The organism is Bordetella tumulicola (assembly GCF_054779135.1).
Map to the genome: position 1 here is coordinate 256,619 of NZ_BAAGYU010000006.1, position 13,864 is coordinate 270,482.

19 protein-coding genes are annotated in these 13,864 nt (G+C 65.5%); all 19 read right to left on the reverse strand.

All coding sequences use genetic code 11. From position 1 onward, the window contains the following. Positions 1–5: 5 nt before the first annotated feature. The gene (locus ACYVDM_RS05145; RefSeq protein ID WP_009459670.1) at positions 6–365 is read right to left on the reverse strand and encodes a TIGR03745 family integrating conjugative element membrane protein; all 360 of its coding nucleotides are present in this window, start codon (positions 363–365) and stop codon (positions 6–8) included. A 16-nt stretch (positions 366–381) separates the two neighbouring features. After that, on the reverse strand, positions 382–615 hold the full coding sequence (locus tag ACYVDM_RS05150; RefSeq protein WP_009459672.1) for a TIGR03758 family integrating conjugative element protein: 234 nt from the start codon (positions 613–615) through the stop codon (positions 382–384). Continuing rightward, on the reverse strand, positions 612–995 hold the full coding sequence (locus ACYVDM_RS05155; protein ID WP_009459674.1) for an integrative conjugative element protein, RAQPRD family: 384 nt from the start codon (positions 993–995) through the stop codon (positions 612–614). Before ACYVDM_RS05155 ends, ACYVDM_RS05150 begins: the two co-directional genes overlap by 4 nt. Before the next feature lie 98 nt (positions 996–1,093). Beyond that, complete coding sequence (locus tag ACYVDM_RS05160; RefSeq protein WP_009459676.1) at positions 1,094–1,843, reverse strand: TIGR03747 family integrating conjugative element membrane protein; 750 nt, start codon at positions 1,841–1,843, stop codon at positions 1,094–1,096. Beyond that, positions 1,840–4,029, reverse strand: coding sequence for a type IV conjugative transfer system coupling protein TraD (gene traD, locus ACYVDM_RS05165; protein ID WP_009459677.1), 2,190 nt, complete (start codon positions 4,027–4,029; stop codon positions 1,840–1,842). The genes ACYVDM_RS05160 and traD overlap by 4 nt, the downstream gene beginning before the upstream one ends. A 4-nt stretch (positions 4,030–4,033) precedes the next feature. Continuing rightward, a complete protein-coding gene (locus ACYVDM_RS05170; protein WP_009459678.1) occupies positions 4,034–4,573 on the reverse strand; it encodes an integrating conjugative element protein in 540 nt (179 codons plus the stop codon). Continuing rightward, on the reverse strand, positions 4,570–5,175 hold the full coding sequence (locus ACYVDM_RS05175; protein WP_009459679.1) for a transglycosylase SLT domain-containing protein: 606 nt from the start codon (positions 5,173–5,175) through the stop codon (positions 4,570–4,572). Before ACYVDM_RS05175 ends, ACYVDM_RS05170 begins: the two co-directional genes overlap by 4 nt. Next, complete coding sequence (locus ACYVDM_RS05180; RefSeq protein WP_009459680.1) at positions 5,157–5,882, reverse strand: TIGR03759 family integrating conjugative element protein; 726 nt, start codon at positions 5,880–5,882, stop codon at positions 5,157–5,159. The genes ACYVDM_RS05175 and ACYVDM_RS05180 overlap by 19 nt, the downstream gene beginning before the upstream one ends. Before the next feature lie 14 nt (positions 5,883–5,896). Then, positions 5,897–6,538 (reverse strand): hypothetical protein, encoded by a 642-nt coding sequence (locus ACYVDM_RS05185; protein ID WP_009459681.1) that lies wholly within the window; start codon positions 6,536–6,538, stop codon positions 5,897–5,899. Further along, a complete protein-coding gene (gene pilL2, locus ACYVDM_RS05190; protein ID WP_009459682.1) occupies positions 6,535–7,134 on the reverse strand; it encodes a PFGI-1 class ICE element type IV pilus protein PilL2 in 600 nt (199 codons plus the stop codon). Before pilL2 ends, ACYVDM_RS05185 begins: the two co-directional genes overlap by 4 nt. Positions 7,135–7,281: 147 nt before the next feature. Further along, complete coding sequence (locus ACYVDM_RS05195; RefSeq protein WP_009459683.1) at positions 7,282–7,488, reverse strand: hypothetical protein; 207 nt, start codon at positions 7,486–7,488, stop codon at positions 7,282–7,284. Positions 7,489–7,603: 115 nt separating this feature from the next. Further along, positions 7,604–9,883, reverse strand: a complete 2,280-nt coding sequence (locus tag ACYVDM_RS05200; RefSeq protein ID WP_019726337.1) for a helicase-related protein — start codon at positions 9,881–9,883, stop codon at positions 7,604–7,606. Positions 9,884–10,018: 135 nt separating this feature from the next. After that, complete coding sequence (locus ACYVDM_RS05205; RefSeq protein WP_009459685.1) at positions 10,019–10,324, reverse strand: hypothetical protein; 306 nt, start codon at positions 10,322–10,324, stop codon at positions 10,019–10,021. 90 nt (positions 10,325–10,414) lie between these two features. Beyond that, a complete protein-coding gene (locus ACYVDM_RS05210; protein WP_009459687.1) occupies positions 10,415–10,735 on the reverse strand; it encodes a hypothetical protein in 321 nt (106 codons plus the stop codon). A 51-nt stretch (positions 10,736–10,786) separates the two neighbouring features. Beyond that, positions 10,787–11,935 carry a DUF6094 domain-containing protein gene (locus ACYVDM_RS05215; RefSeq protein ID WP_219805742.1) on the reverse strand — a complete coding sequence of 383 codons (1,149 nt, stop codon included), beginning with the start codon at positions 11,933–11,935 and terminating at the stop codon, positions 10,787–10,789. A gap of 25 nt (positions 11,936–11,960) precedes the next feature. Beyond that, complete coding sequence (locus tag ACYVDM_RS05220) at positions 11,961–12,608, reverse strand: hypothetical protein (protein WP_019726336.1); 648 nt, start codon at positions 12,606–12,608, stop codon at positions 11,961–11,963. 76 nt (positions 12,609–12,684) lie between these two features. Beyond that, positions 12,685–12,945: a hypothetical protein gene (locus ACYVDM_RS05225; RefSeq protein ID WP_009459691.1), complete on the reverse strand. Its 261-nt coding sequence runs from the start codon at positions 12,943–12,945 to the stop codon at positions 12,685–12,687. A 16-nt stretch (positions 12,946–12,961) separates the two neighbouring features. Continuing rightward, the gene (locus tag ACYVDM_RS05230) at positions 12,962–13,369 is read right to left on the reverse strand and encodes a hypothetical protein (RefSeq protein WP_009459693.1); all 408 of its coding nucleotides are present in this window, start codon (positions 13,367–13,369) and stop codon (positions 12,962–12,964) included. Positions 13,370–13,471: 102 nt separating this feature from the next. Continuing rightward, positions 13,472–13,795, reverse strand: coding sequence for a hypothetical protein (locus tag ACYVDM_RS05235; protein WP_009459695.1), 324 nt, complete (start codon positions 13,793–13,795; stop codon positions 13,472–13,474). Between the last annotated feature and the right edge of the window lie 69 nt (positions 13,796–13,864).

Below are 13,864 nucleotides of genomic sequence, written 5' to 3' on the forward strand. Positions count from 1 at the left end.
CTCGCTTACAGGATGCCGGTGGCTTCGGTGAGCAGCCAGATGCCGATCACGAGCAAGACGGCGCCGATGGCGACCGTGAGGCCGAACTGGCCCCACGTCTTGCGGCCTGTGTGGATTTCCGCGTAGGTCCCGTAGGCGTGGTAGCACACGCCGATGAACATGGACGCCACCACCAGCAGAGCCACGAGCATGATGATGTCGTAGCCGTAGTTGCGGATCGTTTCCATGATGCCGTTGCCTGTGCCGCGGGTCGGGTTCTCCAACTGCGGCAGACCCTGCGCGAACGACAGGGCGGGCAGCGCTGCGGTGCCCAGGGCCACGGTGGCGCGCTGGGCAAGACGGGAAGTGAGGATGCAGTTTTGCATGGTCATGCCTTTCAGGTCAGGAGAGGAGGAAGAAAGTCAGGACGAGGTACATCGCGACGAATCGGATGCAGACGCCGAGGAACTGGCGCTGGTTGAGGCGGCTTTCGGACCACCCCACGTAGGCCGTTCGCATGGCCCAGACGCCCCAGACGAGCAGGACCGCGAACACGACGCCGACCAGGACGGTCGCCATCGCTGAAGGCGCGATGCCGCTGTTGGCTTGAAATGCCGAGACCTGGGCGCCGTTCATGGCTTGCCCTCCGTGGTCGTCGGCGGTGATGGCGGGACGACCCGCTCCGTGCGGTAGTCGCCGATCAGTTCGGAGGCGTCGCGCGGCTGGGCGCGCGACGGTGTGAGATGGGCCTGGATGCCGGCGCGCACGCGCGCCAGGTCAGCCAGCAGCCTCGGGTAATCGAAGTGGTAGCGCTCGCCCGGCTGGATGGGGGCATGCGTAGCGCTGTCGGCGACGGTGCGCTCCAGCGCGTCGAGCTGGCGCAGCGCTGCGACCAACTCCTGACGCTGCGCCGGGGACTCGGCCAACGCCATCGAGGACTGACCCAGTACAAGGGCCGTCACGAGAAAAGTGGGCACGCCGCGATGCGCGGCGCGCAGCCAGATCGGAGCCAACATCGCGCCATTCCTGTGTGATCAGCAATGGCTAGATCGTGGAGATCGGGGCTGTTTCAGGCCGCAAACAATAGGAACCTGCAGATGACCGGATTGATCTGCTAGAGGTACTTCTTGAAGCTGCCCGCAGTCAGGCTCACGGCCAGTCCCAGCAAGGCGGCGCTCGGCAACAGGATCAGCAATGGATGCACCGAGATCGGCAGCGCCAGGTACGTGATCCACGGCAGCACGGCCAGCGGCATGAGGCTGGCTTTTGCACGGTGGTAGATGAACCCGGATTCGCGGCCCGCGCCGAACCTGCGCACGTCGCGTCGCACCAGACCGTCAATCAGACCGACGAAGGCGGCCGTGAAGATCAGTGGCAGCGTGAGCACCAGGACCAGCAGGCGCACTAGGAAGGTCAGCGTCGTGAAGGCTGCGGCGATGAGGTAGCTCTCGGCCCAGACATAGACTTGGCTGATGTAGTAGCGGAAGTTGCGCGCCTGCTCGTGGCTGGGCGCGCGGACGCGCTCGGCGGTCTGGCTCATGCGCGCCAGCAGCCCCGAGCGAACGAACACCCATTCGTAGCCTGTATCCACCAACTCGTGCGCCGTGCGCCCTGGCTCCTGCACGACCACGCTGCGCGTGAAGTGGCTGGACAGGTGCCCAAGCTCGTACTGCAACATCTGCTGGGAATGGCGCCAGCCCTGATCCTTCCAGAACAGGTGCATGCCGACGCACTCCACCACGATCGAGAACAGCAGCGAGCCAATCAATACCCCGAGCAGGCGAAATGGCAAGGTGATGGTGCCGACGATCAGACCCTGGCGCTGGTTCTGCTCCCGCTGCGCGGTCGAGGCGGCGTCCTTCATGGCGCGGCCTCGTCGGTACTGTGGTCGGTGTCGGTGGCCACCGCAGCAGGCTCGGCTGGAGCAGCATCGTCCAGCAGGTCATCGGGCAAGGCCGCATCCTGCAAGGCAGGGGAGCTGGTGAAATCCCACCACTGCGTGGCCTCGCTGTAGCTCTGGCGCATGTATCCGGCCAGTTGCTGCAGATCCGCCGGCATCACTTCATCCGGGTCTGGTGTCGGCAGCGGCATGCGAACCTTCCAAAGCTGGCCGCCTTGCAGCAGCGCGAAGCACTGGCCTTTTGGCAGGCCGACTACGTGCGATGGCTCGATCATCGGCACGCTGGACATGCTGATGCGGTCCTGGGTGTTCGACGTGAAATCCGTCGCGCCACGGATGTCCGAGCTATCGGTCGCCCCGGAGACGATGGTGGTGGTATAGACCTCGACCTTCGGCAACTGCCGCGTCAGCAGTTCGGCGGTGGCCGTCTCGCGCACGCGCAGCATGAACAGGTTGTTGAAGTTGCCGATCACCTGGCCAGCTTTCGCGCGGTTGCCGATGCGGGCCTCGATATCCGAGAGGGTCTGTGTGTACGCCGTGACCTGTAGCCCGGCACCGCCGCCCTTGTTGATCAGGGGCACGAATTCGTCACCCATGAGTTCATTGAATTCGTCCGCATGGACATTGATCGGCACGCGCGTGCCAGCGGATGCGCCCGGCAGGCCATCGTCGATCCCGTGCTTGTAGATATGGCCCGCGACCGAAACCAGGTCGGAGAACATGGAGTTGCCGACCGCTGCGGCAACCTCGGCGTCGGACAGCGCGTCCAGTCCCACATAGACGATGGCGCGCTTCCTGATGACTTGCATCCAATCGAAGATCGGGCGCGGGTCGGTCAGGTCGGAGTAATTCGGGGCCAGGAGCTGGGCGATCTTGCCGCTGGTGAGCTTTTCCAGCAGCGGCAGCAACGATGCGACGATCTTGTCGAAGTAGGTCTTGTCGTACCGAACTGCCGAGCGCAAGCCGTCGAGCACCGGGTCGTAGTTGCGCGCCTGGGAAAGGTACTGCTCCAGCGCGACCACGCGCTTCTCGCGCCCGATCATGTTGCGCGGGATGTTCTTCTCGTTGAGCTTGGCCTCGATCTGGACGATCACCTCCCAGGCCTTGGGCTCGGTCTTGGCGAAGTAGTGCTGGGCGTACTCGATAAACAGTGCGTCGATGTTGATGACGTGCCGCTGGATCAGCATGTAGTCCGGGCGCTGCCCCAGTTCCACCAAAGCGCGGGCAATGATGTTGACGAAGCGCCACGCGAACTCCCGGAAGGCCGCGCTGTTGCCTTCACCGGAGAGTTGCCCTGCGATACGGGTGGCGACTTCCGAGATGCGACCGAAGCGTCCTACCGCGTTGTAGCGGGCGCTGATTTCCGGCCAACCGAGGTGGAAGATGTAGAACTCGCCTTCACGGCCTGCGCGCTGGGCTTCGACGTACATCCGCTTCAGGAGATCCGCGTCGCCCTTGGGATCGATAACGATCACGACCTCGTGCTCGCCGGCAGCGTTCTTGCGACGGATGTCCTGAGTCACAAACAGCTCGGCCAGCCGCGTCTTGCCCACGCGCGTCGTGCCCAGCACCAGCGAATGTCCGACGCGCTCACCCAGCGGCAGGCTGACGTCCACCTCGTCGGGTTCGATGCCATGCAGCCGCGGCAGGCCACCTACAGGTGGCAGCGGGCGCACAGGGTTGAACGGAACGTCCCAGCCCGTGAGAGCGGAGAGCCGGGACAGCGGGAACGGCGCAAACTCCAGCCGTTCCTCCAGCCGACGCGCCAGGCGATAGGCCGGTGTCGGCTCCGCGTAGCGGCGAAACTCCGGCCGGTATGTCTGCATGAGCCTATGGGTGTGCTTCTGCTCCCACAGGAATCCGCGCCCGATGAAAAGCCGCTGCTGGCTGACGGGCACATCCTTGCTCGTCATCACGTAACGCGGCAGGCGGCGGATGTTGCGCCTATAACGCAGGATGACGCGAGCGTCGCGGTAGCGGATCGCGCCGTAGGCGCCGAACGCCAGGGCGCTGCCGACGCCCATGGCCGGACTCAGCGCGAGCGACCACGGGGCCACCAGGGACAGAAACGCGGCGCCTGCACACGCTGCGACGGTGTATAGCTCCACCGCTGGGCGTAGCAGAACCTCGACCGGCTGTTTCCCCGACATGGCTTCATTGCTCGATGCCGGTGGCCGTGATCAGCGCCGGGTAATGCCGCAGGCCTAGGCGATCGGCCAGGTCGTCTCCGGCTACGGGCGCGAGCGGCACGCCCGGCACCAGGGCACGCAGCCCTGCCAGGCCCTGCGCGGTCTCGACATTGACCACTAGGCCGACCGCGCCGCGTTCGCGCAAAGCAACGCCGCGGCGCTGCAACCAGGCCCGGGAGGCGTCGTCGTCGCCGATGACCACGAACGGCCGCAGGCCGGGCGCTTCGATCACGCGCCGAGCGACGGTGCCAGGCGTGAGTTTGGTGCTGCGCACCGGCAGCATCGCTGCCTCGTCCGCGGGTGTGGCGGGAACCTGTGGCGTCGGAATGGGCGGCCGGGCCGGGACATCGGCGCGCGGCTGGAGGTTGAGGGCCTCGTAGTACGGCAGCGCCGACGTGCCACCGCGATCTTCGACCACGATCAGCGGATCGCCGGCACGCGATGCCAGCGGCAGACCCGCCAGCAGCACAAGCAGGCCCCGCAGGGCCAGATGGGATTTCGTCATGGGGAAGTCTCCTGGCGCGTGGCGAGCACCGCGGCGTTTGGGCGTGCGCCCTGCACACGCGCGAGATGGCGCGACACGCTGCGCCGGTAGCGGGCGGCGGGCTCGCCGCCCGCAGGACGGTGGTAGCGGCCGATCGCCAACAGCCAGTCTTCGCCGGACGTGTGCTGCTCCTTCAGGATCTCAGCGGCGATGGCGAGGTTGCGATAGGGGTCCAGCAGGTCGCACGCGCTGGTGAAGCGGTGCTTGTGGTAACCGAGGTTGATCTGGCCCAGGCCTGCATCGATGCGCGTGTGGGGCGTGGCGCGCATTGCCTGTTGCAAGCCCGAGCAGGCGTCGGCGCGCGTGGCGAAGCGGCGCGACTGGCCGGCGACATTGAGGGACCACGGCCACGGGACGATGCGCCCGTTGCGCCGAACACCGCTCTCCTGCAAGGCCACGGCGAAGAGCACGGTCGAGGGGATGCCCGCCCGCTGTGCGGCGAGTTGGTAGGCCGGTGGTGGAACCTCCTGGGCATGGACGGCGCAGGCGCACAGGCCGGTAGCAAGCACCAGTGCGCGCAGGAGCTGCGAGACGGAGGTGGCCGCTACGGCTGACGCTGCCATTGGCCGTTCACCTCGCGCACAGCCGCGGGCAAGTCACCGGGCAGGCCCAGCGACAGCCAGCGGCCGCCGTCGTGGTTGAGGGTAATGCTGCCGCTGCGCACGCGCGCCGGGTCGATCTGCGCGCGCTTGGCCCAGTCGCGGATGCGTGCATCGTCCTGGCGGCTGCCCACCATATACAGGTCGAACTCGGCACCCGAGGATTGCAGGCGCTGCACGAGCTGCCCACAGGCCGCGCAGCCGTCCTTGACGAACACCGCCATTCGGCCGCTGCCGCGCGCGGTGCCGGCGCCCGGCCCGTCGTCGGGCAGGTTCACGCGCTGCATGCCGGGGTTCAGGCGCTGCCAGGCTTCGTCGTAGGCGCGTTGGTAGGCGAGCAACTTCTCGACGCGGCGTGCTTCGATTTGCACCTGCAGCTCTGCATAGCGCCGCCGTTCTTCGTCGGTCCGTGCCTCGATGCCTAGGGCAGACAGCGGGTCCAGGTTGGGCGAGTAGATTCCCAGCGGCCCATCCATCAGCTCGCGGTAACGCACCCATTCCTGGGGTTGGAGGCCCCAGTTGCTTGCTACTCGGTCGTCCAGGACGCGGGCGGCCAGCGGGCGCTCCTGGCTCTGCGCATTGCGAGCGGGAGCCGTGGCTGACTGCTGCGCCCACGCGGGCCACTGGACTGAAGCCAGTAGGAGTGCGGAAAGGATGATCGACGGCTTCATGTGGTGTGCTCCGATCAGGGAATCGCCACGCGACGGGTCTGGTCGCCGGCTTGGAACACCGCGGCGCTGCCATCGATTGCCTGCAAGCGCCATGGGCCGACCGCATCACCGGGCAGCAGCACCTGAAGCTGGTCGGGCGTGAAGTCCCCACTGCTCGGCGCGACGGACACGCTGCGCTGGCCGGCGCGCAGTTCGGCGCCGACGATGCGGAACGGCAATGGCGGCGGTTCAGACTTGGCGGCGGGCTTGCTCGATGTGCGCGGCTGGACGGGGGCTGCTGCACGCGCGGCGGTCTGGCGCGTCTTGATCTGCTCGATCTCCGCGCGCAGCGCCTGAAGGTCGTCGGCGGCTGCGTAGCCGCTCAGTGTTTTCTCAACCTGGGAAGCGCGTGCTTCCAGGATTTGGCGGGTGTCTTTGAGGTCCGCCGCCGTTGCGACGGCCGGACGCTGCTGGATGGTCTCGATGGCCTCGGCCAGGGCCACCGCCTGCGCTTCGAGGCGTTGCAGACGGGAATCGAGCCGTTCCTGGTCGGCCTGGTCGCTCATCGCCTGGTAGCCGAGGGCCACGATGACGCTTAGACCGAGCAGCCAGAGCCAGAGCATGCTTTGCACCACCACGGCGGCGGTCGGGCGACGCGAAGATTGCGGAGCGTTCACGGCTGGCCTCCTGGAGTGGAAGGCATCAGCGGGAAGGTCTGCACCGCATCGGCGGCGGTCGGTTCGGGCATGGGTTCGGCGGCCACGCTGTCGCCGGGCCGCTCGAAGCAAATCTGTCGTGCGCGGTCATCCGCGTGCAGTTCCCAGGCCGGACCAGCCAGGGTGAGCAGCGCATCGCGCAAGGTCATGGGACCGAGATGCAGGTGCGCCGCCGGGAGCGGCAGCTCATACAGCTCGATCACGGCATGCGCCGTTTGGCACAGGCTGTAGCCGCTGCGCTTGAGCACATGCCGCAGCCCATCGCCGACCGTGGCGCGGGCATCCTCGGGCATCGACACGTCGATGGTCTGCAACAGCAGGTCGCGCTGCGCCGCTGTAGGGGCCAGTTCGACCAGCGTGTAGCGGGCGTAGCGCACGACCGGGATGTACTCGGGCGCTTCGGGTTCGGGCGCGGCCGAGACTTCCTCGATGGTGTCGGGCGCGACCGGCGCAGTCGTCGTCGCGCAGCCACCGGCCAGCACCGACCAAAGCAGGCCGAAAAATCCCGCCAGCAGGCGGCGTTCGGGATGGTGAAACCAGGGTGGAGAGGGGCACATAGCTCGGCGTCCTGAAACATCGAGCCCTCACCATCGCCGCTCGGGCTACGAGCGGCAGCAAACAATGCGAACCAGACAGCGCCCGATTTGCCGGCAGCGCCTTCACCAAAGAAAGGCCCCAAGTTGGGGCCTGTGAAAATGGGTCTCTTATTTCTCGTCGTCGATGCCCATGCGCTCACGCATTTCGGCGAGGAACGCCTCGGGGGCCATCAGACCATAGCGTGCCAGGCGCACAGGGATGTCCTCCGCATCGAGGTTCCCATCTTCGATGCGCTGCCGCAGGAAATCCGCAATCTCGGCTTCCAGCTTCCGTTGGGTGTCGATGGCTTCGGACGGTTGGGTGTTGGTATTCATGGAAATCTCCTTGGGATGAAAAAAGCGCAGCCACGTCCACGGAGAACGTGGGCGTGGCTGCAAGGTGGGAACAACAGAAATGCCGGCGGCGCTAGGCCGGCTTGTGGCGTGGGAATCAGGCGGCGACCAGTTGCCGGGCCAGTGCGACCTCGACGGAATCACCATCCTGGTTCAGGACATCCAGCCCCGATTCGGGTACATCGCCCGAGGTGGACTGCGAGACCATGATCTTCTTGGCCATCAGTTCGAGGCATGTCATCTGCGAGGAACCGGCGTAGCCGAGATAGATCACGCGCACGGGGTGCTTCTGCCCGATGCGCCAGGAGCGGCGGGCCGCCTGCTGGAGCGAGTACACGTTGTAGCCCGACTGCATGAACACGATTGTCGGGAAATCCAACAGGTCCAATCCCGTCTTGACCAACTCGGGGTTGGTGATGAGCACGTCGATGCCACGATCCAGTTGCTCGGCAATCCAGTCCTCGCGGCGGCTTGCATCCACGCTCGCGCGCAGCACCGCCACCTTGAAACCTTCCTGCTCCAGCAGTACCTTCAGGCGCGACGTGGTGTCGCGCGTGCCGGTATAGACCGTGTAGGCGAGGACCTTGCGGCCCTGCGCCTTCTCCTGTTTGCAGATATCGATCAGCTCACGCTCCTTGGGGCTGATCTCGAACTCGTTGAACTGAGCCGGGACGAACGCCAAGGTGTTGCGCGTGCGCGGATGCACCACGGTTTCCGACCGGAAGCAGCAATCCGGCCAGGCCAGCAGCACGTTGAGGACCACACCCAGCAGAGTCGTATCGCGTCGCGCCAGAGCCTGTTTCAGCTCCGCGGTCAGCCGGCCCGCCAGATCGCGGTAGGCCGCGGCTTGCGCCGTGTCCATCGCGACTTCGCGGAACTCTTCGTCATACGGCGGCAGGACGTTGCCGCCGATGTCCTTGAGCTTGAGGAAGATCGTGAACGGCAGGATGCAGCGCAAGACGCCCTTGGGGCCGAAGCCCGGGGCTTTGACCGTGCGCACCGATACCTTGGTGCCCTTGGCCGTCTTGTGCGCCGTGCCGGCGCTCTCGGAGTAGATGTCCTTCAAGACCCCGTGATCGCGCATGAACGCCATCGCGGCCGAGGTCATGCTGCCGCTCGTGGTCGGGCGGTAGCCGTCTTCGATCATCCGCCCGGGAAGGGCTCGGAACAGCAGGTAGAACAGGTCGTCCCCGTAGCCGCCCATCAACGTGCCGGTCAGCAGCAAGGTTTTGCGAGCCTTCGCCGCCAGCACGCCCATGGCTTGGCCCTGGGCACTGCCGCCGTTCTTGTACTCGTGTGCCTCGTCGGCGATGAGCAGGTCGAACGTGCCTTGCGGCAGGTATCTCTTGATGAACTCGGACGGCTGATAGCCGCCCTCGCCAAACCCGAACTCCATGTTGGCCATCGCGCGTTCCATGCGCGTGGCCTGACGGTCGGAGAACACCAGTTCGCCGTTGCCGTCCATGAGGTTGATGAACTCATGGATGTTGTCGCCGAGCATCGAGGCCAGGAAGCCGTCGCCGAACTTCTGCATCAGCTTCTGCGCGGTGACTTCCCCGATGGTCGGGATGCGCTTCAAGGCTTTGAGGACGGCCGAGGACTGATCGCTGCCGGACAGGCTTCTCGGGCGGATCAGCGTCCACAGGGGGGCGGCGCAGTGGCTGCACTTCCTGCGGGATTCCTCGGCTTCGAGTTCGACCGGGTTGACCGGCTCGCCGTCGAGATCGGTGATGACCGTGCCGCAGTCCGGGCACGCTGCCACGTTGCCGTGGCGGGTACGCCGCTGAGTGAAGACAGGCTTCCAGTGGAACCCCATCCGCATCCTGACGCGCCCCAGGACAAAGAACTCCTGGCCCGTGGGCTGCACGCCCAACTGCTCGCGTAGCTTGATGAGCTTGACCAAGGTATCGGGGCCGTTGAGCACCCACACCTTGGCGCCTGCTACCGTCTCCTGGATCTCGCGCCGCCACTTGTAAACAAGGTGCGGCGGCGAAAGAACCAAGGTGCGGCGGTAGCCTTCGGCGTTGAGCACGGCGGCCGTGGCGATGCCGACGGTCGTCTTGCCGCAGCCCATTTCGCCATTGACGATCGCGGCATGTTCGCCACGGTCAATCAGCAGCTCGGCGGCGGCATGGACGACTTCGGCCTGGGCCTGGAACAGCTTGCGCTTGAGGCTGGCGACGATGAGCTGGCGATGTGCCTGCGGTTGGCCGGTATAGACCGGCGGATTAGCGCTGTTGAGGGCGTCGAGCAGTTCGTCGCCGAACTCGCCGACGAAATCCTGAAGGCTCAGGGTCAGAGGGGAAGATTCCGCATCGAGCAGTTCGCCCTGTACGGGCGCGGCTTCAGCGGCATTGGTTTCGAGATCGAGGGACATGGTGATGCTCCAAAGAAAATGGGGCATGCACCACCCCCAGTGGGGCAGTGGCATGCCCCGTGGTGGGAAGTAAATCGGCGCGTGGCCGAAGGTGGTTGAAGGTGCTGGCCTGGATGGCCAGCGGGTGAACCGTGCTCAGTCCTCGGACGGCAGAACGATGACGGTGGCGCGGCGCTCCGCGTCGGTAACGATGCGAATGGCCAGCCCCGGGTGGATCACGTAGTGCGATGCCAGCGAAGCACCTGATTGAAGCGCGGTGCTGTTGGCCTGCCATTGCTGGACGTTGACGTCGCCCCAGTCACCACGGGTGTGGCGCCTGAAGTACGGGATCGGGTCGAGGCGACCCGAGCGGACCAGGCGGTCAATGCCTTTGCTGAAGATAAGCGCCCCGATGGGGAACGCCAGCCTCTGGCAGTAGGTTTCGATGCGATGTGATGCCATGGGCTCCTCCTTGAAAGGTTATTGAGCCACGACACCCCTGGCGGAGTGAAGTGGCTCCGTCAGGTGGATGAGAATGACGATGTGGGGCCGTCAAATCAGATCTTGCTCCTCGGATAGCTGGACCACCGTGGTTTCATGGTCCTCGCTGGTCTTGACGATCAGTGCCAGGTCCGGCGTGATCCTGAACTGCGAGATCATTAGGTTGTCCTGTTGGATTGCGACGTTGTTGGCTTGGCGGGTGGCCTCGTCGATCTCGCCCCAGTCACCGCGCACGTGGCGCTGGACATAGGCCAAGGGGTCGATCAGGCCTTTGCGTGCCAACCAATGCACCTTCTCGCTCAACTTCAGCGTACCCGGTGCGAACAACGGTTGCTTCTGCGGCGCGGGCCGCTTGAACGGGTTTGCGAACATGGTGTTTCTCCTTCGATGTGGGAATAGCAGGACGGCAGCGCGTCCGGTGAGTCAGCGGATGGTCAACACCTCGCCCCGTGTCGCGGAGCCAGGCGTCATGTCCCACGCGCGGATGACGGGCACAAACTTGTCGGTGAGGATGCGGGTCTCGGCGATCGAGCCGTCTTCGCGTTCGGTGAATTCACGCTGGAGCGTCTTGTCCTTGTGGGTGTCACCTTTGACGACGAGCACGCGCCCGGTCTTGGAGCGCACAACCCCCGAGATCGCGCCCGCGGCCAGAGCCAGGGCGAGATGCCAGTGGGACAAAGCCCGCGCCGGTGGACGCAGCGACTGCTGCGCGGCCCCCAGGTGCGTGTCCAGCGACGGCCAGAGGCCTTGCAGCCTGCCAACCTCGTCGGCGAACTGCTCGGGCTCCATCGTCACGCGGAAGAAATGCTCCGGCTCGGCCGGACTGGCGGGGACGATGTACGGCAGGAACGGCCAATCGCTCGGCAGCTCCTCGGCTTCGACTTCGCCAAGCCCAACCTGCAGCAGCAGATTGCGCACGGCCTTGACGCCATCGGGAGCCTGTTCACGCTGTCGCACCCTTCGGCCGAAGATCACCACCTGCTTGAATTGCGTTTCCACCGCTCGGTAGATGCGCAGGTCCGTGTAGTGGCGTGTCAGCCAACCGACCAACTCCGCGTCGAGCACGTAGCCGGGGACGATGAAGACCAGCACGCCGCCGTACTGCAACAGCGACAGCGAACGCTGATAGAACAGCTTTTCGAGGCGGGCACGGCCCTGGCCTTGGTAGCCGATGTTGCCGTTGACGTCCTTGGACAGGTCGCCATACGGCGGGTTGAGCCAGAGCAACCCGAAGGATTGCTTGGAGACCATCGTGTCCATCAGGTCCGCGTGCAGGCAGTGATCGACCAGGCCGCGGGCATGACGTGCCCGCTCCGGGTCGAACTCGACGGCGAACGCCTTGGCCTGCTCGCGCCCGAGGGCATGGGCGGCTTCGGCGATCGCCACGCCTTCGCCGGCGCAGGGATCGAGGATGCACATCGGCCCGTCGCTGGGCATCAGTGCGTTGAGGGCTCTTTCGAGCGTGGGTTCGTCGGTCGGGTAGTAACCGTTCTTGGCGAAATTGCGGGCAAGCCGCGGGAACATGAGGGCCATGGAAGTCTCCTGGTTGGCGGGGAGGAATGGCGGAAGCACGCCAAGGCGTGCCTCCGCAGGTGGGTCAAGCCGCTACCGCTTCCGGCGTCCAAATCTTGGCCGGATACGGATAGGCGGTGAGTACGTCACTTCGGATCAGGGAACCCAGCGCCAGGGTCAGCGCCGGCACGTCGATGGCGAGCCGATGGCCTTCCAACGGCCCGAGGGCGAACGGAAGGCGGGCCAGCATCTCGCGGGTTTGCAGCAGTTCCAGCACGGTCTCGCGCCAGTGGTCGAGCAGCGGCAACGGGCAGGTGTCCCGCACCAGCATCCACAGGCGGTCAAGCCGGTGGGAGCTGTCGCGTGGCAGCAATGCCAGCGCGCTGGCGTTGGCCTTGTCGGGCTTCACGCAACGCCGGTCGAACAGCCACACGTTGGACAGCGAACCGAACAGCGTTCGCCGGTAGGCGCGGGTCATGCGCTTTTCCAGGCGATCGACGTTGCCGACGAACACCGGGACGCTGCCGCCCTGGTCGGTGATGACGTGGAACTGGTCCAGTCCTTGCTCGTCGCGCCCGAGGGTCAGGCGAGCGAGGAACTGCTGGACGGCGGTGTCGCGCGCCCAGATGGACAGGAAGATCAGGTTGCCCTGGTCATCGCCGACGCAGGCGTCGGCCATCACGTCCGGGCATTCGTCGATGCGGTACAGCGTGGAAGAAGTGTTTGCGGGCATGGTGGTGTCCTCGGATGAACGGGAACAGCACCGCCCGCCGGGGCAAGTACTGCCCCAGGGGGTGGAAGAAAATCGCTCAGTCCGGCTCGAACTGCCGGGTGTGCGGGTTGAAGTGAAGCGCCTCGTCCACCGCGGTGATCGGCGTGAAGCCGTCCAGGTAGATGTTGTTGAGGTACTGGTCGCGGTAGGTCAGCGCCTGCCGCGCCTGTTCCTCGGTAAGGCCGTTGCTGATGAAGTACTCCTGCATTTCCTCGTCGGAAGACACTTCGTCGTTGGACAAACTGCCTTCAACGAGTTTCAACAGTGAGGCGGGGAGCGCAGCCAGGATCGGGTCCATGTCGGTTCCTCCTGACTCAGGCCAACAGCGCCGCGGCGGGTGCCGTGGATGCCGTGGGGGTGCGCCGCCGCGCGTGGTAGGCGCGAACGCCTGCACGCCAGTCGGCGGACTGCTCCGGCGTCATGTCGAGGTAGCTCAACGGGCACGAGTAGTAGTACGGGTGCATGGACTCGTCCAAGGGCTTGTAGCCCCATTGGCTGCCGCTGCGCTCCAGAAGATCGCAGCGGATGTAGCGCAGGGACTGGCCCGGTGCGAGATCACGATGCACGCCTTCGGCCCTGGCCGTCACTTCCGCGACGGACCAGAGGACGTTGCCGCGCAGCGTGTGGGCGATGACCTTCACGCTGGCGCGCTCGGTCTCCTGCGGTGCGATCAGTTCCGCGATCAGTTCAGACCGCGATTGGGGAGAGAAATACCAGCCCATGAGAGGCCTCCTGAAGAATGTAGAGCCAGAGGCCTCCCCGTGGGGAAGAACCCCCAGCGGGTGATGGAATGCCGCGTGTGCGGCGATGGAATGCAGTGCGGGCTAGGAACCGCAACCGGCCGGGCAGCAACCCAGCGTGATCCCATGCGAACAGCAGCCGTTTTCAGCGAGCCAGTCCTGGGTTTCCTGCCGTTCGGCGGGTGTTGCGTAGTCCCATTCCTGGGTCGCGATTTCCAGCGCATGAACGCGCTGGCTTTCCGGCAATCGACTGGCTTGCGCGTCGATCTCCGAGCTGAAAAGCGTGACCCAGTGATCCCAGGACAGGCCGCAACCACGTTGGGCATGCTCGGCGGCCGTCTTGCAAACGGCGCGCCACGCGGTTTCGTCCAGCGCGGAACGGGGTGTATCGCAAGTGATGATGGACATGATGGAGACCTCCAGAAGAAAGCCGAGGCCACCCCCGCATGGGGAAGGAACCCCGGCGGGTGGATGAAG